The following is a 24,972-nucleotide window of genomic DNA, read 5'->3' as shown; positions in this document are numbered from 1 at the left end:
ACCTGAGCACGGTACGGCCCGCACCCCCCGAGCACCGGGAGGTGCGGGCCGTACCCGCTTTTCCTTTACGGGAGCGTGGAGCCGGCCCGGCGCGGGCCCCTCGGCGCACCGGTCAGTGCGCCCCGCTGACCTGCGCCTCGTCGCTGACCGCGCCGGCGAACTGGGCGTGGTAGAGACGGCAGTACGCGCCGTCGGCGGCGAGCAGCTCGGGCTCCGTGCCCTGTTCGACGAGGCGCCCGTCCTCCAGCACGAGGATCAGGTCGGCGTTGCGGATCGTCGACAGCCGGTGCGCGATGACGAAGGTCGTCCGTTCCGCCCGCAGCGCCGCCATCGCGCGTTGGACCAGCACCTCGGTCCGCGAGTCGAGCGAGGTGGTCGCCTCGTCCAGGATCAGCAGCGGCGGGTTGGCGAGGAACGCCCGCGCGATCGTCACCAACTGCTTCTCGCCCGTGCTGATGTTGCCGCCGATCTCGTCGATGACGGTGTCGTACCCGTCGGGGAGGCTGCGGACGAAACGGTCGACGTAGGTCGCCCGCGCCGCGGCGACGATCTGCTCATCGGTCGCGCCCAACCGGCCGTAGGCGATGTTTTCCCGGATCGTGCCACCGAACAACCAGGCGTCCTGCAGGACCATGCCGATCCGGCCACGCAGGTCGGCCCGGGGCAGCTCGGCGATGTCCACACCGTCGAGGGTGATCCGCCCGCCGTCCAGCTCGTAGAACCGCATGATGAGGTTGACCAGGGTGGTCTTCCCGGCACCGGTGGGGCCGACGATCGCCACGGTCTGGCCCGGTTCGACGGTGAGGGACAGATCCTTCATCAGCGGCGCGCCCGGGGCGTACCCGAAGGAGATCTTCTCGAAGATCACCCGGCCGGAACCCGGCGGGGCCGGTCGGACGGCCGCCGCGGTCACCGCCGGTTCCGGGCTCTCCTCCTCGGCATCGAGGAGGTCGAACACCCGCTCGGCGCAGGCCACGCCGGACTGCACCAGGGTCGCCGTGGACGCGACCTGGGCGAGCGGCTGGCTGAACTGCTGGGAATAGTGGATGAACGCCTGCACGTCACCGAGCGAGATGGCGCCGTTCGCCACCCTGATCGCGCCGACCACCGCGATGCCGACGTAGCTCAGGTTTCCGATGAGGACCATCAGGGGCAGGATGATCCCGGACATGAACTGGGCGCGGAAGCCCGCCTCGTACAGCTCGTCGTTCGTCGCGGTGAGCGACGCCAACACCTCGCGCCGGCGGCCGAACACCCGGATCAGCTCGTGCCCGCTGAACGCCTCCTCGACCTTGGCGGTCAGCGCGCCGGTGCTCGCCCACTGAGCGGTGAAGTGCCGCCGCGACCGCTTCGCGATCTGGCCGGTGACCACCGCCGACAGCGGCAGCGCGACGAGCGCGATGACGGCCAGCAGCGGGGACACCACGATCATCATGACGAGTACGCCGATGACCGTGAGCAGTGAGGTCAGCAGTTGGCTCAGTGTCTGCTGCAGGCTCTGCGCGATGTTCTCCACGTCGTTGGTGACCCGGCTGAGCAGCTCACCCCGAGGTTGCCGGTCGAAGTACGACAGCGGCAACCGGTTGAGTTTCGCCTCGACCTCGGTGCGGAGCTGTCGTACCGCCCGCTGCACGACGCCGGCGAGCAGGTGCCCCTGCAACCAGCCGAGCACGCTGGCGCCCACGAACAGGCCCAGGGCCAGCAGCAGCACCTGACCGAGCCGGGTGAAGTCGACGCCGACGCCGGGCACCGGGTGGATGCGCTGCAGCATGTCGGCCAGGGTGTCGTCGCCGGCTGCCCGCGCCTCGGCGATGTTCTGGTCGAGGCTCGTCCCGGCGTCGAGACGCTGCCCCACGACACCGGTGAAGATGAGGTCGGTGGCGTGCCCGAGGACCAGCGGGCCGAGCACGTAGAGCACCACGCTGACCACGGCCAGCCCGAGCAGTGACAGCAGGCGCAGGCGATCGCCGGCCAACCGCCGGATGAGCCGGGCGGCGGACGGCCCGAACGCCCTCGGCTTGGCCGCTGGCGCGGCCGCAACCTCAGCCGCGCCCTGCACGCTGCTCACACGATCGCCATCGGCTGCGACCTGACGATCTCGGTGTAGGTGGGGCAGGTTTCCAGCAGGTCGGCGTGCGTCCCCACGCCCACGGCCCGACCACCGTCGAGGACGACGATCTGGTCCGCGTCCACGATCGTGGAGACGCGTTGTGCCACGACGATGACAGTCATCCGCGCGGTGACGGCGCGCAGGGCCGTGCGGAGCCGGCTCTCCGTGCCCAGGTCGAGCGCGGAGAACGGATCGTCCAGCAGCAGCACGTCAGGCCGCTTGACCAACGCCCGCGCGATGGACAGTCGTTGCCGCTGCCCACCGGACACGTTGGTGCCACCCTGCGCGATCGGCGCGTCGAGGCCCGCGGGCATCCGCGCCACGAAGTCCCGCGCCTGCGCGACGTCCAGGGCAGCCCACAACTCCTCGTCGGTGGCCGCCGGGTCACCGTAGCGGAGGTTGCTGGCGACGGTGCCGGAGAACAGGTAGGGCTTCTGCGGCACCAGCGCGACCCGGGACCACATCTCCTCCAGGTTCAACTCGCGCACGTCGATCCCGCCGATCCGCACCGCGCCGGCGGTCGCGTCGAGCAACCTCGCCACCAGCGACAGCATCGTCGTCTTACCGGCACCGATGCTGCCGACCAGGGCGGTGGTCTGCCCCGCCGAGGCCCGGAAGCTCACGTCGTTGAGCACCGGCTCGGCGGCGCCCGGGTGCCGGAACTGGACCGCGTCCACCGTCAGGTCCGCGTACGCGAGCGGCGGCGTGACCGGGTGGGCGGCGGGAACGACCGAGGAGTGGGTGTCCAACACGTCCCAGACCCGCCCGGCGCCCACCGTGGCCCGGGGCACCATCATCAGGATGAAGGTCGCCATCAGCACCGACATGAGGATCAACATCAGGTAGCTCAGCAGAGCGGCGAGCGAACCGATCCCCACCAGGCCCGCGTCGGCCCGTCGGCCCCCGAACCACAGCACGGCCACGCTCGACAGGTTGAGCACAAGCGTCACCGTCGGCAGGACCAGGGCGAGCAGCCGGCCGGCCCGGATGGCGGTGGCGGTGAGGTCGGCGTTGGCGCGCTCGAACCGGGCCTTCTCGTGCGCCTCCCGTACGAACGCCCGGACCACGCGTACGCCGGCGATCTGCTCGCGCAACATCGCGTTGATGGTGTCGATCCTGATCTGCATCGACCGGTACTGCGGGACCAGCCGCCGTGCCATCAGGCCGATGGCCACGGCCAGCACCGGCACGATCAGGACCATGAGCCAGGACAGGCCCGGGTCTTCCCGGATCGCCATGACCAGGCCACCGACACACATGATGGGAGCGGTGACCAGCATGGTGAGCGACAGCATGAGCAGCAGTTGCAGATGTTGGACGTCGTTCGTGCACCGGACGGTCAACGACGACGGGCCGAAGCGGGCTATCTCACGGCTGGAGAACTCGGCGACCTGCTCGAAGATGTCCCGGCGCAGGTCGCGCCCGACGCCCATCGCCGTTCGGGCGCTCAGGTAGGCGACCGCGATCAGGCAACCGACCTGGACCGCCGCCACGGCCAGCATGCGGAGCCCGGTCAGCAGGATGTACCCGGTGTCGCCGGTCGCGATGCCCCGGTCGACGATGTCGGCATAGAGGCTGGGCAGGAAGAGCGTCGCCAGCGTGCCGACCAGCTGCCACAGCGCCACGTAGGCGAGCTGCCGCCGGTAAGGGCGCAGGCACCTACGCAGCAACCGGATCAGCACAAGGCGAGGCTATCGGCGGGCGGCCCGCGCCAGAATGCGGTTTCGCAGGCAGAAACTGTCTGACCGATCAGTTTGCGGCGTGCCCGTCGCGCAGGAGGTCCGCGAGGCGGGCCGCCTGGTGGTCCCAGTGCCATTCGGCCTCCACCCAGCGGCGGCCGGCGTCACCGAGGCGCTTCGCGAGCGCGCTGTCGCGCAGGATCGTGACCAGGCGCTCGGCGACCGCTGCCGGGTCGCGGCCGTCCACCACGTACCCGGTCTCACCCTCGCGTACCGCGTCCGGCGCGCCGCCCGAGTTGCCGGCCACCACGGGCAGACCCGTCGCGGACGCCTCGAGGTAGACGATCCCGAGACCCTCGATGTCCTGCCCGGCGCGCCGGGTCCGGCACGGCATCGCGAACACGTCTCCGGCGGCGTAGTGCGCCGGCAGCTCCTCCGACGCGACCGCACCGGTGAACACGACCGCGTCGCCCAGACCCGCGTCGTGCGCCCGCTTCTCCAGACGTACGCGGTCCGGGCCGTCGCCGACGATCAGGAGGCTGACGTCGGGCACGGCGCGGCGTACCAGCGGCAGCGCCCGCAGCAGCACGTCCTGGCCCTTGCGCGGGACCAGCCGGGACACGCACACCACCACCGGACGCCCGGTCAGCCCGTGCCGCTCGCGCACCGAGGAGCCGTCCACACCTGGGTGGTACAACTCGGTGTCGACGCCCGGCGCGAGCTGGTCCAGGTTGGACAGCACCCGGGCCAGCCGGCGCCGCGTGTACTCACCGAGGTAGGTCACGACGTCGACCTCCCGGCCCAGGCGGCGCAGCACCGAACGTGCTCCGGGCAGGGCGGCCCAGGCGGTGTCGTGCCCGTGCGTCTGGCCGAGGAACCGGCCGACACCGGCCTGCTTGCGGAGGTCGGCAGCCAACAAGCCGAGCGGCGCCGCGGTGCCGAACCAGACCCGTTCACACTCGTTGGACCGGGCGATGTCCACCGCACGCCGGAGCACGCCGGGCACGGGCAGCAGCAGGCGCGTGTCCTCACGGATCACCTCGAACGGCTGCTGCGCGTCGAAGGCCTCGGCACCCGGCGCGGTGACGGTGTAGACGACGACGGAGTCCGCCGGCTGGCGGATCGCGAGGTTGTGCACGAACGACTGGATGCCGCCGATGCGGGGTGGGAAATCGGTCGTGATGAGTAGGGTGCGCGAAGTCACGAGCGGCATGCTAGCCAAGAACGCCACCGACGCGGAGCCCGCGATCGCCGTCGGCGACGGGCCCAACGCATCCACGTCCATCGAAGCCGCAGCGGTGACCTGCACCGCCACGGCTTCGCGCCCGGGGCAGCATCCCGACCGTCCGACGGTGTCAGCCAGGGTGTCGCGTGCGATGGTCTCGTCGCGCTGCCGACCGGTCTCCGGCGGTGTGGCGGGGCGTCCTGGACCAAAGGGATGCAACGGGGTACAGGCCGTGTAAAGCTGACAAGGGGTGGAATTTCCCGTAAGACCCGTATTGCGTTCGGCGGGCGCGCGTGTCGATGAACATTCCAACTCTTCCGGTCGACCGGTTGCCACGCCTTCATCCCTTCGGGTATAAAGATCACTATGCATGCCGCGATACACGGGGAGCGCGCTGGAGTGCAGGTCGACACTTTGCCCTCGATCTATGCAAAAAATAGAGGGCAGACCATCTATTGATGGTCGTCTCACATCACCGGTAGGCGGGAAAGGTCCCCACCGGGGAACGGTGCGCCAGAAAATCGGTGCCCCTCTCGTTCTGCGTGTGCTCGACAACTAAACCAGCGCGTTTACCTCAGGGTCATTCATCGCGGCCTACGGGGGAGGTAAAGTGAAATCACTGGATGTTCTAGACGAGGCCGCCGGGTCCGAATTTGCACTGTTACTGCGTGAGCTGAGAACGCAGGCCTGCCTGACGCAGGAAGAACTAGCGGAAAAATCCGGGCTGAGCATCCGGGCGATTTCTGATCTGGAGCGCGGGCGGACGAGCACACCGCATCGCCGCTCCGTGGCGCTCCTGGCCGAGGCGCTTCGAGTGGAGGGCGACTCCCTGGAGAGCTTCCGCCGGACCGCCCGCCGTAGGCCGGGCACACACCTTTACTCGATGGCGGTTGGCCACCGACCCTCGACCACGACTCCTGTTTCCGCTGCTCAGCAGCATGGCGGGCTGTCCGCGCTGATCGAGTGGATGCGGCAGGTGCTGATCGAGGAACCGGGCGGGCAGCATCAGGCAGAGGCGGCGGGCAGCGCCGAGATGCGACTTGTGGAACTCGTCGGTGTGCCTGGACCAGCCAAGACAGCGGTGGTCGTCCAGGCCGCAGCACGTTTCCAGCGACATTTCCCCGACGGTCAATTCTATGTCAGCGCCGAGGCGGGCCAGCCCGGCGCTGATGTTTTGACGACCCGTCTCTCCTGGCTTTTAGGAATCGATCCCTGCGACGGCGCCACACCTGAGGAAAAGGCTCGCCGGGTGCGCAGTGCGCTGCGTTCCAGGAGGGCATTGGTCGTCCTGGAAAACGTCACCGACGCGACTCACATCCGACCGCTGCTGCCCCGTGGCGGTTCGTGCGCGATTATTGTCACAGCGCCTCGAAGGCTCGCCGCATTCGAGGGCGTCTGGACCATCGACGTGCCTGCTGCCACGCCTGCCCAGGTTGTGCACGGCGCGCCACGTCCGGTGGCCAATCCGGTCCGCAATTAGCACCGACCGGGGTCTTGGATTGCGATTTCTGCAGGCGAAACCGCCGCCGAAATCGCCTGGACCCTGCCGCTGTCGGTGCAGATGATTCCGGTTGATCCAGCAGACCGATCGCCGGCCGGCACATCATGGGGGGACGGCGCGTTGACGGACGACCAGAAGTATCTCGGCTACCTCCGGCGGGCCACCGCCGAGATCCAGGACCTGCGGCGGCGACTGCGGGAGGTGGAGAGCCGCGGTCAGGAGCCCGTCGCGATCGTCGGGATGGCCTGCCGGTACCCGGGCGGTATCGACTCGTCCGAGGCGCTGTGGCGGCTGGTCGTCGAGGGCCGCGACGCGGTGACCGAGTTCCCCCGCGACCGCGGCTGGGACGTGTCCGGCCTCTACGACCCCGACCCGGAGGCCGCCGGCAAGAGCTACGTCCGGCACGGTGGCTTCCTGCCGGACGCCGCCCTGTTCGATCCCGACCACTTCGGCATCAGTCCGCGCGAGGCGGCGTCCATGGACCCGCAGCACCGCCTGCTGCTGGAGTGCTCCGCCGAGGCGATCGAGCGGGCCGGCCTGGCCCCCGAGACCCTGCGCGGCAGCCGGACCGGCGTGTTCAGCGGGGTCATGCCGAACTCGTCGTCCGGGCAGATGGGCAGCCTCGCCTCCGGCCGGGTGGCGTACGCCTTCGGGCTGGAGGGGCCGGCCGTCACCGTCGACACCGCCTGCTCCTCCTCCCTGGTCGCCCTCCACCTGGCGTGTCAGGCGCTCGCCACCGAGGAGTGCACCCTGGCCCTGGCCGGAGGCGCGACGGTGATGACCACCCCGGACCTGTTCGTCGACTTCAGCCGACAGCGTGGGTTGTCCGTCGACGGCCGGTGCCGGTCCTTCGCCCGGTCGGCCGACGGGACCGGTTTCGCGGAGGGCGTCGGCATCCTGCTGCTGGAGCGACTCTCCGACGCCGTCCGATCCGGGCACCCCGTGCTGGCACTGGTGCGGGGCACGGCGGTCAACCAGGACGGCAGGTCGAACGGGCTGACCGCGCCCAACGGGCCGGCCCAGCGCCGGGTGATCCGCCAGGCGCTGGCGAAGGCACGGGTGCCCGCCGCCGAGGTCGACGTGGTCGAGGCGCACGGCACCGGGACCACGCTCGGCGACCCGATCGAGGCGCAGGCACTCATCGCCACCTACGGCCAGGACCGCCCGGCGGACCGGCCCCTGCTGCTCGGCTCGATCAAGTCGAACATCGGCCACACCCAGGCAGCCGCCGGCGTGGCCGGGGTGATCAAGATGGTTGAGGCGATGCGGCGTGGCGTGGTGCCCCCCACCCTGCACGTGGACGAGCCGTCACCCCAGGTCGACTGGAGCGAGGGCGCGGTCGAGCTGGTGACCGGGCCGGTGTCCTGGCCGGCGGTGGACCGTCCCCGGCGCGCCGCCGTGTCGTCGTTCGGGCTCAGCGGCACCAACGCCCATGTCGTCCTCGAACAGGCACCCGAGCCGGCCGACGCGCCGACGCCGGCGCTCGCCGGCCCACTGCCGTGGCTGCTGTCCGCGCGCGGCGAGCGGGCACTGCGGGATCAGGCGACGCGGCTGCGGGCGTACGTCGAGGAACGCCCCGATCTCGACGCGGCCGAGGTGGCGGTGGCGCTGACCCGACGCCCGGCCATGGCCCACCGGGCGGCCGTGCTCGCGGCCGACCGCGCCGACCTGCTCCGCTGCCTGGACGCTCTCGCCGCCGGTGCGCCCGAGCCCCAGGTGGTGCGGGCCGAGGCGGCCACCGGCCAGTTGGCGGTCGTGTTCACCGGCCAGGGCTCGCAGCGGGCCCAGATGGGACGCGAGCTGCACGACGCGTTCCCGACGTTCGCGGCCGCCTTCGACCGGGTCTGCGCCGAGCTGGACCAGCACCTCGAACGGCCACTCCGGACGGTGATCTTCGCCCGGCCGGACACCGCGGAGGCGCAGCTGCTCGACCGTACCGACTACACCCAGGTCGCCACGTTCGCCCTGGAGGTGGCGCTGTACCGACTGCTGGAGAGCTGGGGCGTACGGCCGTCGCACCTGATCGGCCACTCCGTCGGTGAGCTGGCCGCCGCGCACGTGGCCGGGGTGTTCGACCTGGCCGACGCCGCCCGGATCGTGGCCCACCGCGGCCGACTGATGCGCGCGTTGCCCGATGGCGGCGCGATGATCGCCGTCGCCACCACCGAGCAGTGGATGCGCGAGCGGATCGCCGAGTTCGACGCCGACGTCAGCGTCGCGGCGGTGAACGGTCCCTCCGCGATCGTCATCTCCGGCGACGAGGCCGTGGTCCGCAAGCTCGCGGCCGGGTGCCGCGCGGAGGGCCTGCGTACCCGGCCGCTGCGGGTGTCGCACGCCTTCCACTCGTCCCGCATGCAACCCATGCTGGCCGACTTCGCCAAGGTGCTCGCCACGGCGACGTTCGCCCCGCCGCAGATCCCCGTGGTGTCGAACGTGACCGGCGCACTGCTCACCGACGAGCAGGCGTGCTCGGTCGACTACTGGGTCTCGCACGTACGGGAGACGGTCCGCTTCGCCGACGGCGTCCGGTGGCTGCGTGCCGTGGGCGTGACCCGCTTCGTCGAGGTGGGCCCGGACGCGGCGCTGACCGCCGCCGCCCAGGACACCCTCGCCGACCTACCCGGCAGCGGGGACGAGGTGTTCGCCGCCACGCTCCGACGCAGCCGTCCGGAGATCACGACGAGCACCGAGGCGATGGCGCGGTTGCACACCGCCGGCGAGCCGGTCGACTGGTCCGCCGTCTACGGGCAGCGCCCCTCCCGGGTGGTGGACCTGCCCACCTACGCCTTCCAACGGCAGCGCTACTGGGTCAACCAGATCGTCACGTCCGCCGACGTGGGCGGGGCCGGCCTGCGCCCGTTCGACCACCCGGTGCTGGGTGCGGTGGCCGACGTGCCGGGCGGCGAGGTGGTGCTGACCGGGCGGCTCTCCCTGGACACCGATCCCTGGCTGGCCGAGCACGCGATCTGGAACACTCCGCTGCTGCCCGGCACGGCCTTCGTCGAGCTGGCCGCTGCCGCGGGCGACCTGGTCGACCGGCCCGGCGTTCGTGAGCTGGTGCTGCACGCGCCCCTGGCCATCAGCGACCGCTCCGCCGTGCACCTGCGGGTCGTGGTCGACGCGCCGGACGAGCACGGCGACCGCGCCATCGGGATGTACTCCCGGCCGGAGGGCGGCGATCTCGACGAGCCGTGGCACCGACACGCCAGTGGGGTGCTCACCGCCGACCCGGCGGAGACGACGCCCCGGGTGCCGGCCGAGTGGCCGCCCGCCCGGGCCGTCCCGGTGGACATCTCCGACACCTACCAGCGTCTGGCCTCGCACGGGCACGACTACGGCGAGACCTTCCGCGGCCTGCGGGCGGTGTGGCGCCGCGGCGACGAGGTCTTCGCCGAGGTGGACCTCCCCGCCGCCGGGCACGCCGACGCGGAACGCTTTCTGCTGCACCCCGCGCTGCTCGACGCGGCGGTGCAGGCCCTGGCCGCCGCCGGCTTCGGCGAGGACGGCGAGATGACGCAGGCCCGGCTGCCCTTCAGCTGGCGGGACGTGACACTGCACGCCACCGGCGCGCGCACCCTGCGGGTCGCGGTGGTGCCGGTCAGCGACGACGAGGTCACCCTCGCCGCGGCGGACCCGGCCGGCGCGGCGGTGATCAGCGTCGCGGGGCTCGGCCTGCGGACCGTCGCGGCCGACCAGCTCATCGCCAGCGACATGTCCGACGCCGGCCTGTTCCACGTCGACTGGGTGCCGGTCGAGGAGCCACCGCGCGACCGCTCCGGCTGGCTGGCCAGCGGCTGGACCGTGGTCGGCCCGGACGACGTCCGGCTCTCCGCGGCGCTGCGCCCCTCCTGGGGCGACGGGCACTGGCACGCCGACCCGGATTCGCTCACGGCGGCCCTCGACGCGGGCACTCCGGCGCCCGCCGTCGGTGTGCTGTACTGCCCCGCGCCGGCCCCCGGCGACGTGCCGGCGGGCGTCCTCGACGCCACCACCCGGACGCTCGCCGTCGTACGTGCCTGGCTCGCCGACGCCCGGTTGGCCTCCTCCCGGCTGGTCGTCGTGACCCGCGACGCGGCACCCGCCGCCGGCCGCGGCGGCGGCCTGGCGGGGGCGGCGGTCTGGGGACTGCTGCGCACCGCGCAGACCGAAAACCCCGGCCGATTCCTCGTGGTCGACGTGGACGACGCCGAGGCATCCGTGCGGGTGCTGCCGGCGGTCGTCGGCCTGACCGAGCCGCAGATCGCGGTCCGCGACGGCGAACTGCTGGCCCCCCGGCTCGCCCGCCGTGCGGTGTCGCCGCCGGACGTCGTGCCGTTCGGGCCGCACGGCACCGTGCTGGTCACCGGCGGCACCGGTGCGCTCGGCCGCGAGGTGGCCCGGCACCTCGTGACGACCCACGGGGTCCGGAATCTCCTCCTGCTCAGCCGCACCGGCCGCGCCGACGCCGAGCTGGACGCCGAGCTGGCCGCACTGGGGGCGTGGGTCACCACCGTCGCGTGCGACGCCGCCGACCGCGAGGCGTTGGCCCGGGTGCTCGCGCAGGTGCCGGCCGAGCAGCCGCTGACCGGAGTCGTGCACGCGGCCGGCGTGGTCGACGACGGAGTCCTCGAATCGATGACCCCGCAACGGCTGGCCGCCGTGTTCCGACCCAAGGTCGACGCCGCCTGGCATCTGCACGAGCTGACTCGCGACACGGGCCTGACCGCCTTCGTGCTCTTCTCGTCCCTCTCCGGCACCCTCGGCGGGGCGGGCCAGGCGAACTACGCGGCGGCCAACGCCTTCCTCGACGCCCTGGCCGCGCACCGGACGGCCGCGGGTCTGCCCGCGGTCTCGGTGGCCTGGGGCAGCTGGGCAGGTGCCGGCATGGCCGGGCAGACCGCCGACCTGGACCGGATCGCCCGGACCGGACTGGCGCCCCTGCTCCCGCAGGACGCGCTGGCGCTGCTCGACCAGGCCTCCGGAGCGGACGCCGCCATGGTGGTCGCCGCGCGGCTGGACGTCCGGGTGATGCGGCAGGCCTTCGGCACGTACGACCAGGTGCCGCCGCTGCTGCGCGACCTGGTTCGGCTGCCCCGACCCCGGTCCAGTGTGGCCGGTGGACAGACCGAGGCGCTGCGGGGTCGGCTGGTCGAGCTGCCCGCAGCCGGTCGGTCCCGCGAACTCCTGCACCTGGTGTGTGAGCAGGTGGCCGCCGTACTGGAACACGCGACACCCGCCGCGGTGGACACCGGCCAGGGCTTCCTCGACATGGGCTTCGACTCGCTGATGGCCGTCGAGCTGCGCAAGCGCCTCGACGCCGTCACCGGGCTGCGGCTGCCCTCGACGGTGAGCTTCGACTACCCGACTCCGCAGGCGCTCGCTGAGCACCTGCTCTCGCGGTTACTGCCCGACGACTCGCAGGCCACGCCCGTCGTGACCGACGACGCGGACATCCAGCGACGTGTCGCCTCGATCCCGGCGGCCCGGCTGCGCGCCGCCGGCCTCCTTGACCAGGTGCTCGCTCTCGCCGCCATCGATACCGGCACCACCGAGACCGGCACCGAGGCCAGCGCCGCCGCGGCACCGGAGGAGAGCGCGATCCGGGGCATGGACGCCCAGGATCTGATCCGCCTCGCGCTCAGCCGCGCCGACGCCTGAGCCACCTGACCGACCGAGAACCACCTTTCCGGACCGCCGTCACGGGGGACCGGGCACCGAAGGGGCCGATGACATCGTGCGGAGCGACGCCGACTCACTGCTGTGGGGACTGTCCGGAGCCAGCGCCGGTTTGCTGCGTGCGCAGGCCGGACTGCTGCTCGACGAGCTGGACCGCCGGCCCGACTGGCGGCCGGCCGACGTCGGCTGGTCGTTGTCCCGGCAGAGCAGGACCGACGGCTGGCGCGCCGCGGTCACGGCGGAGGACGCCGACGGGTTCCGCCGCGCGCTGAGCGCCCTCGCCGAGGGGCGTGGCGCGGCCGGGCTGACCGAGGGCGCACCGCTTCCCGGCGGGGTGGTGTTCGTCTTCCCCGGCCAGGGTTCGCAGTGGCCGGCGATGGCCGCCGAGCTGATGGCCACCGCCGGAGTGTTCGAGGCCCGGATGCGGGAGTGCGCCGACGCCTTCGCCCCGTTCCTCGACTGGTCCCTGCTGGACGTCGTGCACGGGGTGCCCGACGCGCCACCGTTGGAGCGGACCGACGTCGTCCAGCCGGTGCTCTTCTCGGTGATGGTGTCGCTCACCGCCCTCTGGCGGTCCTACGGCGTCGAGCCGTCGGCCGTACTCGGCCACAGCCTCGGCGAGGTCGTCGGCGCGGTCGTCGCGGACGCCCTGTCCCTCGCCGACGGCGCCCGCATCACGGCGCTGTGGAGCCAGCTGCAGGCCACCCTGGCCGGTGACGGGGCGATGGTCGCCGTGTCGCTGCCACTCGACGAGGCACGCCGACGGCTCGCCGCGTACGAGGGTCGGCTGGACGTGGCGGCGGTGAACGGGCCCGGCGCGTTGATCGTCTCCGGTGACGCCGACGCCGCCGCGGCGCTCCTCGACGAGCTGGGCGCCGAGGGGGTGAAGGCGCGGGCGATCGGAGTCGATCTGGCCGCCCACTCCGCGCACATCGACCGCATCGTGCCCCGACTGCGGGAGGTGCTGGCCCCGCTGCGCCCGCGTCCGCCGCGGATCCCCTTCTACTCCTCCGTCTACGGGCACGTCCTCCCCGACGACGTGCCGCTGGACGCCGAGTACTGGTGCCGCAACCTGCGCAGCACCATCGAGTTCGAGCAGGCCACCCGCACCGCGCTGGCCGACGGCGCGGGCGTGCTGCTGGAGGTCAGCCCGCACCCCGTCCTGACCGGCGCCCTCCAGGGCACCGTCGAGGCGGCCGGCGCACGGGCGAACGTCCGCGCCACCGTCCGGCGGGGACAGGCCGACCTCGGCAAGGTCGTTCGTACCCTGGGCGAGCTGTACGTCGACGGCGTCGCCCCGGACTGGGCCGCCGTCTTCGCCGGCCACGACCCGACGACGGTGACGCTGCCGGCACCACCCGACGGCGCCCAGGCCCGGCCGGAGTCCCCACTGCGCGCCCGGTTGGTCGTCCTGAGTGTGCCGGAGCAGCGGGCCCTGCTCGTCGAGCTGGTGTGCCAGGAGGTCGCCGCGCTGCTCGACACGACCGAGCCGGTCGCGTCGCACCTGGCGTTCCGGGAGCTGGGGTTCGACTCGGTCACGGCGCTGGAGATCCGGGCCCGGATCGGCGCGGCGGTGGGCACCACCCTGCCGGCGACGATCGTCTTCGATCACCCCACCCCGGCCGAGCTGGCCGAGCAGCTTCGGGTGACGCTGACCGGCGCCGCCGCCGACGCGTCGGCCGACGACGGTGACCTGCCGGTCGCGGCCGACGCGGACGACCCCGTGGTGATCGTCGGTGTCGGCTGCCGCTACCCCGGAGGCGTGACCGGCCCGGGGGAGCTGTGGCGGTTGCTCGCCGCCGGTGGCGACGCGGTCTCCGCGTTCCCCGACAACCGGGGGTACGACTTCGCCGCGTCGTACGACGGTGACTCCCGTCCCGCCGGCACGTTCTACCAGCGCGAAGCCGGCTTCCTGCACGACGCGGACCTGTTCGACCCGGACTTCTTCGGAATCAGCCCGCGTGAGGCCGCGGCGATGGACCCGCAGCAGCGGTTGCTGTTGGAGACCTCGTGGGAGGCGTTCGAGCGGGCCGGCATCGCCCCGGGCACGCTGCGGGGCAGCCGCACGGGCGTCTTCATCGGTGCGATGACGATGGACTACGGACCCCGGATGGACGAGGGTTCCGACGTCGAGGGCTACGTCTTCACCGGCAACACGGGCAGCGTGATGTCCGGCCGGTTGGCGTACCTGTACGGGTTCGAGGGGCCGGCGGTGACCGTGGACACCGCCTGCTCGTCGTCGCTGGTGGCCCTGCACCTGGCCGCCCAGTCCGTCCGGCGGGGCGAGTCTGCCCTCGCGGTGGCCGCGGGCGTGACGGTGATGTCCGGTACCGGAATGTTCGTGGAGTTCTCCCGCCAGGGTGGGCTCGCCCCGGACGGCCGGAGCAAGGCGTTCTCCGACAGCGCCGACGGCTTCGGGCTGGCCGAGGGCGTGGGCGTGCTGCTGGTGGAACGCCTCTCGGCGGCCCGCCGGCACGGGCACCGGGTGCTCGCCGTCGTACGGGGCACGGCGGTCAACCAGGACGGCGCGTCCAACGGCATGACCGCACCGAGCGGCCCGGCGCAGCAGCGGGTGATTCGGGCGGCGCTGGCGGACGCCGGTTTGTCGCCGTCGGACGTGGACGCGGTGGAGGCGCACGGTACGGGCACCCGGTTGGGTGACCCGATCGAGGCGCAGGCGTTGCTGGCGACGTACGGGCAGGACCGGGAGCGGCCGTTGCTGCTCGGGTCGTTGAAGTCGAACATCGGCCACGCCCAGGCCGCCGCCGGTGTCGGTGGCGTGATCAAGATGATCGAGGCGATGCGGCACGGTGTCCTGCCCCGCACGCTGCACGTCACCCAGCCGACACGTCACGTGGACTGGTCGGCGGGGGCGGTGTCGCTGCTCACCGAGCAGACGCCGTGGCCCGAGGTGGGCCGGCCGCGGCGCGCCGGTGTCTCCTCGTTCGGGGTCAGCGGCACCAACGCGCACGTGGTGCTGGAGCAGGCCCCGGAGACCGACCCGGTGCCCGTGCCGGCCGCCACCGTGGTCGGACCCGTACCGGTGCTGCTGTCGGCGCGTGACGCCGCGGCGCTGCGCGGGCAGGCCGGGCGGCTGCACGCGTACCTCACCGCAACGCCCGCCGTGGCGCTGCCCGACGTGGCGGCCACCCTGGCCGGACGGACCCTGATGGAGCACCGGGCCGTCGTGCTCGGCGCCGGTCGCGACGAGCTGCTCGGCGGCCTCGCCGCACTGGCCGGGCAGACCGACGCGCCCGGCGTGGTGACCGGCGTGGCCCGGCCGGCCGGCGCGGTCTTCGTCTTCCCCGGGCAGGGTTCGCAGTGGACCGGCATGGCGCTGGAGCTGATGGAGAGCGCTCCCGTCTTCGCCGCCCGGATGCACGAGTGCGCGACCGCCCTCGCCACGTACGCCGACTGGGACCTGCTGGACGTGCTCGGCGACGAGGACGCGCTGCGCCGCGTCGACATCGTCCAGCCCACCCTGTTCGCGGTGATGGTGTCGCTGGCGGAGCTGTGGCGGGCGCACGGCGTCGAACCGGCCGCGGTCGTCGGCCACTCCCAGGGTGAGATCGCGGCGGCCTGCGTCGCGGGGGCGCTCTCCCTGGACGAGGCGGCGCGCGTGGTGGTGCTGCGCAGCCGCCTGATCCGTGAGGTGCTGGCCGGTCTCGGCGGGATGGTGTCGGTGCCGCTGCCGGCGGCCGAGGTCCGGGCGGCCCTGGAGCACTGGGACGGGCGGCTGTCGGTGGCGGCCGTCAACGGCCCGTCGGCGACAGTGGTGTCGGGTGCGCCCGAGGCGCTGGACGAGGTGCTCACCCGGTGGGACCGGGCCAAGCGGATCCCGGTCGACTACGCCTCCCACTCGGCCCAGGTGGAGGCGATACGCGACGAGTTGCTGGCCGCGCTTGTCGGCCTCGACCCACAGCCGGTACGGGTGCCGCTCCGTTCCACGGTGACCGGCGAGTTCGTCGACGGCCCGGAGTTGGACGCGGCGTACTGGTACGAGAACCTGCGCCGGACGGTCCGTTTCGACGAGGTCGCACGGGCGCTCGACGGGCACGTCTTCGTCGAGTGCAGCCCGCACCCGGTGCTGGTGCACGGGCTGGACGGGCCGGCGCTCGGCTCGCTGCGCCGGGGCGAGGGCGGCGTGGCCCGGTTCCGCCAGTCGCTCGCCGAGGCGCACGTCGCGGGCGTCCCGGTGGACTGGCACACCGTGGTCCAGGGCGGTCCGGCGGACCTGCCCACGTACGCGTTCCACCACCGCCGGTACTGGCTCGGCTCGGCCGCCCCCGCCGCGACCGACGCGACCGACCTCGGGCTGTTCGCCGCCGAGCATCCGTTGCTCGGCGCCGCCGTGGCGCTGCCCGAGTCCGGCGGCTACCTCTTCACCTCGCGGATCTCCCAGGTCACCCACCCGTGGTTGGCCGACCACGCCGTCCACGACGTGGTCCTGCTGCCCGGCACCGCGTTCCTGGAACTGGCCCTGCGCGCCGGTGAGCGCGTCGGCAGCACGTCGGTCGAGGAACTCCTGCTGGAGGCGCCCTTCGTGCTCCCCGGCGACGGTGCCGGGGTGCGGTTGCAGGTGACGGTCGGCGCGGCCGACGCCGCCGGTCACCGCCGGCTCACCGTGCACTCGCTGGAGGAGCAGGCGGCCGAGGACGCCGACTGGACGCTGCACGCCACGGCCGTGCTGGCCGTCGGGCGACCGGAGGCCGTCGCGCGGATGCCGTGGCCGCCGGCCGGTGACGAGCTGGACCTCAGCACCGCCTACGAGACGCTGCGCGACAAGGGTTACCAGTACGGACCGGTGTTCCAGGGCCTGCGCCGGGCCTGGCGGCACGGCGACGAGATCCACGCCGAGGTGCGCCTGCCCGAGATGGTCACCGCCGACGGCTTCGGCATCCATCCCGCCCTGCTCGACGCGGCACTGCACCCCGCCGTGCTCGATGCCTCCGGCCTCCCCTTCAGCTGGCACGACGTCACGCTGCACTCCGCCGGTGCGACGACGCTGCGGGTCCGGCTCGCGCCGACAGCGGCCGGGCTCTCCGTGCACGTCGCCGCCGAGGACGGCAGCCCGGTGCTCACCGCCGCCGCGATGGTGCTGCGGCCGGTGCCGGAGCAGCTGGTCCAGCGACGCGCCGGGGTGCTCCTGGAGCTGGCGCCGGTCGCCGTGCCGCGCGCCGCCGAGGCGGTGCCGGTGCCGGTGACGCCCGTCGACGACGTTTCCGAGCTGGCCGGTCTGCCCTCGTCCGCCGGTGCCGTGCTGCTGCGCCCGGCCCCGGTCGAGCGGGTGCTGGAGGTCGTCCAGGCGTGGATCGGCGAGGAACGGCCGACCGGGGCACGACTGCTGGTGGTCACCCGGGACGCCGGGAGCAACCTCGACCAGGCGGCCGTACGCGGCCTGGTGCGTTCGGCGATCTCGGAGCACCCCGACCGGATCGTCCTGGTCGACGCGGACGACCCGGAGACCGTCCCGGCGTACGTCGCGGAGATCCTGGCGGGCGGGGAACCCGAGGTGTGGCTGCGGGCGGGCGCGCTGACCGCCCCCCGCCTGCGTGCTGTCACCGGCCCGGTCGGTGACGCGCCCTGGCGTGCGGACGACTGTGTCCTGATCACCGGCGGCACCGGCACGATCGGGGCGGCGGTGGCCCGTCACCTGTCGCGGACGCACGGCGTACGCGGCTTCGTGCTGCTGTCGCGGCAGGGGCCGGCGGCTGCCGGCGCGGCGGAGCTCTGCGCCGAGCTGGGCTCCGACGCCGTCGCGGTGGCCTGTGACGTCACCGACCCCGACGCCCTCGCCGCGGTGCTGGCCGCGCACCCGGTCACCGCCGTGGTGCATGCCGCCGCGGTCCTCGACGACGCGGTGGTGGAGTCTCTGACCCCGCAGCGGCTGGCCGTCGTGCACGGGCCGAAGGTCGCCGCCGCCGTCTACCTGCACGAGCTGACCCGCGACCGTGACCTCACCGCGTTCGTGCTGTTCTCCTCGATCGCCGGGGTGCTGGGCACCGCGGGCCAGGGCAACTACGCGGCGGCGAACGCGGCAGTCGACGCGCTCGCCGCGACCCGGCGAGCCGCGGGGCTGCCGGCCACCTCCGTCGCCTGGGGACTGTGGGCCGAGACCAGCACCATGACCGGCGAGCTGACCGCCACGGACCGGGCCCGGCTGGCCCGCTCCGGCATCGTCGGGATGCCCACCTCGGACGCTCTCGCGCTCTTCGACGCCGCCGTCGCCGGGGGCCCGGTCACCGCGACCGCCGTACGGCTGGACCACGCCACGCTGCGCGCGCAGGCCGCCGCCGGCACCCTTCCGGCGGCGCTGCGCGGTCTGGTCCGGGTGCCCGTGCGGCGCACCGCCGTCGCCGAGGCCACGGCCGGCCGGCCGGACCTGGCCACGCTGCCGGCCCAGGAGCGCCTCGACACGGTGCTGCACCTGGTACGCGGCCAGGTCGCCGCCGTGCTCGGACACGGCTCCGGCGGCTCGGTCGACGCCGATCGGGCGTTCAAGGAGATGGGGTTCGACTCGCTCACCGCCGTCGAGTTCCGCAACCGGATGAACACCCTGTTCGAGACGCGGCTGCCCGCGACGCTGGTCTTCGACCACCCGACGCCCCGGGCGGTGGCCGACTTCCTGGTCGCCGAGTTGTCCGGCGCGCAGCCGGACGCGGCGGCGCCGGTGCCGACCCGCGACCGCGCCGACGAGCCCATCGCCGTGGTCGGGATGAGCTGCCGCTACCCGGGAGGGGTCCGCTCGCCGGAGGACCTGTGGCGGCTTGTCGAGTCGGGCGCGGACGCGGTCGGCGACTTCCCCACCGACCGGGGCTGGGATCTGGCCAACCTGTTCGACGCCGACCCGGAGCGCTCGGGCCGCAGCTACGTCCGGCAGGGTGGCTTCCTGCTCGACGCGGGTGAGTTCGACCCGGTCTTCTTCGGGATCTCCCCGCGGGAGGCCACCGCCATGGACCCGCAGCAGCGGCTGCTGCTGGAGACCTCCTGGGAGGCGTTCGAGCGGGCCGGGATCGACGCGGACACCGTCCGGGGCAGCCAGATCGGCGTGTTCGCCGGGGTGATGAACGGCGGATACGGCGCACAGCAGATGGCCGCGCCGGACGGGTCCGGCGAGTTCGAGGGGTACCTGGCCAGCGGCACCGCCGCCAGCGTCGCCTCCGGTCGCGTCGCCTACACCCTGGGCCTGGAGGGCCCCGCCCTGACCGTCGACACCGCCTGTTCGTCCTCGCTGGTGGCGATGCACCTGGCCGTGCAGGCGCTGCGGCGCGGCGAGTGCACGATGGCGCTGGCCGGCGGCGTCACGGTGATGTCCTCCCCGTCGCTGTTCGTCGAGTTCAGCCGGCAGCGCGGGCTGTCGTCCGACGGTCGGTGCCGGTCGTTCGCCGGCGCCGCCGACGGCACCGGCTGGGCCGAGGGCGCCGGCGTGCTGCTGCTGGAACGGCTCTCCGACGCCCGGCGCAACGGCCACCGCGTCCTCGCCCTGGTCCGCGGCACCGCCGTCAACCAGGACGGTGCGTCGAACGGACTCACCTCCCCGAACGGGCCGGCGCAGCAGCGGGTGATCCGGGCGGCGCTGGCCGATGCGGGTTTGTCGCCGTCGGATGTGGACGCGGTGGAGGCGCACGGTACGGGCACCCGGTTGGGTGACCCGATCGAGGCGCAGGCGTTGCTGGCGACGTACGGGCAGGACCGGGAGCGGCCGTTGCTGCTCGGCTCGTTGAAGTCGAACATCGGCCACGCCCAGGCCGCCGCCGGTGTCGGTGGCGTGATCAAGATGATCGAGGCGATGCGGCACGGCGCCCTGCCGCGCACCCTGCACGTCGACGAGCCGACGCCACGGGTGGACTGGTCCGCCGGTGCCGTCTCCCTGCTCACCGAGCACACCGACTGGCCGGACGTCGACCGGCCCCGCCGGGCCGCCGTGTCCTCCTTCGGCGTCAGCGGTACCAACGCCCACGTGGTGATCGAGCAGGCCGAGCCGGAGCCGGAGATCGTCCCCGACGCCGACGGGGACACGCCACCGGTCGTGCCGTGGGTGCTCTCCGCGCACACCGCCCCGGCGCTGACCGCGCAGGTGGACCAGCTCGTCCGGTTCGTCGCGGCGGACCCCGCCCTGGACCCGATCGACGTCGGATACTCCCTGGTCACCAGCCGGGCACGGATGCCACACCGCGCGGTGGTGCTCGGCACCGGCCGGGCCACCCTCCTCGCCGGCACCGATGTCGTCCGCGGCGACGGCGGCACGCAGCGACGGGTGGCGTTCGTCTTCCCCGGTCAGGGCTCCCAGTGGGTCGGGATGGCCCGCGAGCTCGTCGACACCGCACCGGTCTTCGCCGCCCGGATGGCCGAGTGCGCCGACGCCCTCGGCGAGCACGTCGACTGGGACCTGTTCGAGGTGCTCGACGACGCGCAGGCACTGGAACGGGTCGACGTCGTCCAGCCCGTCCTCTTCGCCGCGATGGTGTCCCTGGCCGCCCTCTGGCGGTCGTACGGGGTCGAGCCCGCCGCGGTGGTCGGGCACTCACAGGGCGAGATCGCCGCGGCCTGCGTGGCGGGGGCGCTCAGCCTGGCCGACGCCGCCCGCGTGGTGGCCCTGCGCAGTCAGGCGATCCGGCGTTCGCTCGCCGGCCACGGCGGCATGGTCTCCGTGGCGCTGCCCGTGGACACGGTCCGCGAGTTGATCGCGCCGTACGCCGGGCGCGTCGACGTCGCCGCCGTCAACGGCCCCACCGCCACCGTCATCTCCGGAGACGCGGACGCGCTGCGCGAGTTCGTGGCCGGCAACGAGGGGCGGGTCATCCCCGTCGACTACGCATCCCACTCGGCGCACGTCACGGCCATCGAGGACGAACTACTCCACCTCCTCGCCCCGATCACCCCGCAGCCGTCGACCATCCCGTTCCACTCGGCGGTCACCGGCGCCCGGCTGGACACCACCACCCTCGACGCCGGCTACTGGTACCGCAACCTGCGGCAACCGGTCCGCTTCGACCTCGCCACCCGCAGCCTGCTCGACCAGGGCATCACCGCCTTCATCGAGACCAGCACCCACCCCGTGCTCGCCGCCGCGGTCGCCGGAACCGCCGAGGCCGCCGAGCACGACGTGATCGTGCTCGGCTCACTGCGCCGGGACGAGGGCGGACCGCTGCGCTTCCTGCGCTCGGTCGCCGAGGCGTACACCCAGGGTGTGCCGGTGCGGTGGACCGCCGCGTTCCCCGCGCGCGCCCGCCGGGTCGACCTGCCCACGTACGCGTTCCAACGCACCCACCTCTGGCTCGAAGCCCCCGAGCCGCCCGCCGGGCGGTCCGGGCCGGACGCCTGGCGCTACCGGATCGACTGGCGGCCCGTCCCCGCCGCCGCGTCGCCGACGCTCACCGGGACCTGGCTGATCGTCCACGCCGACGAAACCGCCGCGGCGCCGGCCACCGCCGCGCTCACCGCGCTCGGCGCGTCACCCGTCGCGGTGACCGTCGACTCCCTCGCGGAGACCGTCGCCGCGACCCCGGACCTCGCCGGGGTGCTGTCCCTGCTCGCCCTCACGGACCCGGACCCGGTCGCCGCGACGCTCGCCCTGATCCAGGCCGACCTCCCGGCGCCGCTGTGGGTGGCGACGTGCGAGGCGGTGCACTGCGCCGAACCGGTGGCCGACCAGGCGGCCGTGTGGGGCCTCGGCCGTGCCGCCGCCCTGGAGGCGCCGACCCGCTGGGGCGGTCTGATCGACCTGCCCACGGAAGCCGACGAGGAGTCGTACCGGCAGCTCGCCGGGGTGCTCGCCGCGGGCAGCGCGGAGGACCAGGTGGCGCTGCGCGACCAGCAGGTGCTCGGCCGGCGGCTCGTGCACGCCCCGCCCACCGGTCGGGGCGAGGCGACCTGGCGGCCCACCGGCACCGTCCTGATCACCGGCGGCACCGGGGCGATCGGCGCCCACGTGGCCCGCCGTCTCGCGGCCCGTGGCGCGGAGCACCTGCTGCTGACCGGCCGACGCGGCCCGGACGCGCCCGGCGCCGAAGCGCTGGCCGAGGAGCTGAGGGCCCTCGGCGCCCGGGTGACGATCGCGGCCTGCGACGTCGCGGACGCCGACGCCCTGGCCGCCCTGGTCTCCTCCGCCGAGGCGGACGACCCGATCCGCGCCGTGGTGCACGCGGCCGGCGTCCCGCACTGGGGCGACCTGCGGGATCTCACCCCGGCCGAGGTGGCCGAGGCGGTGGCCGGCAAGGCCGTCGGCGCGGCCAACCTGGACGCCGTCTTCGACCGCGATCTGGACGCGTTCGTGCTGATGTCGTCCAACGCGGGCGTCTGGGGAGGCAGCGGCCAGGGCGCGTACGCCGCCGGCAACGCCATGCTCGACGCACTCGCCGTGCGCCGTCGTGCCCGTGGCCGGCACGCCCTCTCGGTGGCCTGGGGCTCCTGGTCCGGTGACGGGATGGCGGCGGGCGACACCGGCTCCCGGTTCGCCCGCCTGGGGTTGCGGCTGATGCGCCCCGAGGACGCGCTCACCGCGTTGGAGCGGGCCCTCACCGACGACGAGACCTTCGTCGCCGTGGCGGACGTCGACTGGGAGCGGTTCGCCGCCACCTTCACCGTGGCGCGGCCCAGTGCGCTGATCTCGGAGCTGCCCGAGGTGCGCCGAGCGCTGGCCGCGACGCCGGCCGCCCCGACCGGGCTCGCCGCCGTGGCCGAAGCCGACCGGGGCAGGACGATCCGCGAGGTGGTGCGCACGGCGGTCGCCGGGGTCCTCGGGCACGACGACGCCACCGACATCGCCGGGCGGACGTTCAAGGAGATGGGCTTCGACTCGCTGACCGCTGTCGACATCCGTACCCGGCTCTCGGCCGCGACCGGACGCAAACTGCCGAGCAGCCTGATCTTCGACCACCCCACGCCGGAAGCGCTCACCGCGCACCTGCTGCACCTCGTCTACGGCACCTCGGCCCGCGCCGAGGCGGTGCCCGTAACCCGTACCCGGCCGGTCGACGAGCCCATCGCGATCGTCGGGATGAGCTGCCGCTACCCGGGCGGTGTCCGGTCGCCGGAGGACCTGTGGCGGCTGGTGGAGCAGGAGGTCGACGCGGTCGTCGACTTCCCGGTCGACCGCGGCTGGGACGTCGAGGCGCTGTACCACCCGGACCCGGAGCACGCCGGCACCACCTACACCCGCCACGGCGGCTTCCTCGCCAACGTGGCCGACTTCGACGCCGCGTTCTTCCGGATCTCGCCACGCGAGGCGCTGGCCATGGACCCGCAGCAGCGGCTGGTGTTGGAGACCTCGTGGGAGGCGTTCGAGCGGGCCGGGCTGGACCCGGTCCGGCTGCGGGGCACCGACACCGGCGTGTTCATCGGATCCAGCAGTCAGGACTACGGTCCCCGACTGCACGAGGTGCCCGCCGGGCTGGAGGGCCACTTCCTCACCGGCAGCCTCGACGCGGTGATCTCCGGGCGGGTGGCGTACGAGCTGGGGCTGGAGGGGCCCGCGCTGACCGTCGACACGGCGTGCTCGTCGTCGCTGGTGGCGCTGCACCTGGCGGTGCAGGCGCTGCACCGGGGCGAGTGCTCGCTGGCGCTTGCCGGCGGCGTGGCGGTGCTCTCCACGCCGGGCGTCTTCCTGGAGTTCAGCCGCCAGCGGGGGCTCTCCGCCGACGGGCGTTGCCGGTCGTTCGCCGCCTCCGCCGCCGGCACCGGCTGGGCCGAGGGTGCGGGCATGCTCGTCCTCGAGCGGTTGTCGGACGCGCGGCGTAACGGGCATCAGGTTCTGGCGGTGGTGCGGGGTTCGGCGGTGAATCAGGATGGTGCGTCGAACGGGTTGACGGCGCCGAATGGTCCGGCGCAGCAGCGGGTGATTCGGGCCGCGTTGGCGGACGCGGGTCTGTCGGCGGCGGATGTGGATGCGGTGGAGGCGCACGGTACGGGGACCCGGTTGGGTGATCCGATCGAGGCGCAGGCGTTGTTGGCGACGTACGGGCAGGACCGGGAGCGGCCGTTGCTGCTCGGGTCGTTGAAGTCGAACATCGGCCACGCCCAGGCCGCGTCCGGTGTGGGTGGTGTGATCAAGATGGTGCAGGCGATGCGCCACGGCGTGCTGCCGCGCACCCTGCACGTCGACGAGCCCACGCCACACGTGGACTGGTCTGCCGGCGCTGTCGACCTGCTCACCGAGCGTACGGAGTGGCCGGCGGGCGAGGGCCCGCGCCGGTCGGGCGTGTCCGCCTTCGGCGTCAGCGGCACCAACGCCCACGTGATCCTCGAACACGTCCCGGTCGACGTACCGGCCGTACCCGTCGGCGACGACCCAGAACCCGAGCTGGTGCCGGTGCCGATCTCCGCGCGCGGCGAGGAGGCGCTGCGCGCCCAGGCCGCGCAGCTGCGCGACTTCGTCACCGCCAACCCCGCTGTGTCGCTGTCGTCCCTGGCCCTCTCCCTCGGTCTCGGCCGTTCCAGCCTGGAGCATCGTGCGGTGGTGTTGGCGGGTGGTCGTGGGGGTTTGTTGCGGGGTTTGGGTGTGGTGGCGTCGGGTGGTTCGGGGTCGGGTGTGGTGTCGGGTGTGGCGGGTGTGGGGTCGCGGTGGGCGATGGTGTTTACGGGTCAGGGTTCGCAGCGGGTGGGGATGGGTTTGGAGTTGGTGGGTGCGTTTCCGGTTTTTGCGCGGGTGTTTGGTGAGGTGGTGGCGGCGTTTGATGGGTTGTTGCCGGGGTCGTTGGGTGCGGTGATTGCGGGTGATGTGGAGGGGTTGGATCGGACGGGGTTTACGCAGCCGGCGTTGTTTGCGGTTGAGGTGGCGTTGTTTCGGTTGTTGGAGTCGTGG

General features: G+C 73.4%; 6 protein-coding genes. 3 read left to right on the top strand and 3 right to left on the bottom strand.

Annotation, left to right across the window (positions count from 1 at the left end):
* Positions 1–112 precede the first annotated feature (112 nt).
* The 3 genes from AB0B57_RS33295 to AB0B57_RS33285 all read right to left on the bottom strand — a co-directional run bounded on the left by AB0B57_RS33295 (position 113) and on the right by AB0B57_RS33285 (position 5,002).
* A complete protein-coding gene (locus AB0B57_RS33295) occupies positions 113–2,068 on the bottom strand; it encodes an ABC transporter ATP-binding protein (protein ID WP_357079119.1) in 1,956 nt (651 codons plus the stop codon).
* Positions 2,065–3,792 carry an ABC transporter ATP-binding protein gene (locus AB0B57_RS33290; RefSeq protein WP_357079116.1) on the bottom strand — a complete coding sequence of 576 codons (1,728 nt, stop codon included), beginning with the start codon at positions 3,790–3,792 and terminating at the stop codon, positions 2,065–2,067. The genes AB0B57_RS33295 and AB0B57_RS33290 overlap by 4 nt, the downstream gene beginning before the upstream one ends.
* Before the next feature lie 67 nt (positions 3,793–3,859).
* Positions 3,860–5,002, bottom strand: a complete 1,143-nt coding sequence (locus tag AB0B57_RS33285) for a glycosyltransferase family 4 protein (RefSeq protein ID WP_357079113.1) — start codon at positions 5,000–5,002, stop codon at positions 3,860–3,862.
* Positions 5,003–5,624: 622 nt separating this feature from the next.
* Between AB0B57_RS33285 and AB0B57_RS33280 the strand changes: the two genes are divergently transcribed.
* From AB0B57_RS33280 to AB0B57_RS33270, 3 genes are all read left to right on the top strand, one after another.
* Entirely contained in the window at positions 5,625–6,494 is an 870-nt protein-coding gene (locus AB0B57_RS33280) for a helix-turn-helix domain-containing protein (RefSeq protein WP_357079110.1), read from the top strand.
* A 141-nt stretch (positions 6,495–6,635) separates the two neighbouring features.
* Positions 6,636–12,152 (top strand): type I polyketide synthase, encoded by a 5,517-nt coding sequence (locus AB0B57_RS33275; protein WP_357079107.1) that lies wholly within the window; start codon positions 6,636–6,638, stop codon positions 12,150–12,152.
* Positions 12,153–12,228: 76 nt separating this feature from the next.
* Positions 12,229–24,972 (top strand): SDR family NAD(P)-dependent oxidoreductase (locus AB0B57_RS33270; RefSeq protein WP_357079104.1); only part of this gene is annotated, 12,744 nt, incomplete at its 3' end.

Origin of the sequence: Micromonospora sp. NPDC049101 (assembly GCF_040648675.1) — a bacterium.
In the GTDB taxonomy this organism is placed as follows: Bacteria; Actinomycetota; Actinomycetes; order Mycobacteriales; family Micromonosporaceae; genus Micromonospora.
The sequence above is the reverse complement of the archived record's forward strand: the minus strand, read 5'-3'. Positions and strand labels throughout refer to the sequence as shown.

What these genes read in the sequence shown, in the direction of transcription:
- AB0B57_RS33285 (WP_357079113.1), bottom strand. Translation starts at nt 5,002, where the DNA reads ATGCCGCTCGTGACTTCGCGCACCCTACTCATCACGACCGATTTCCCA.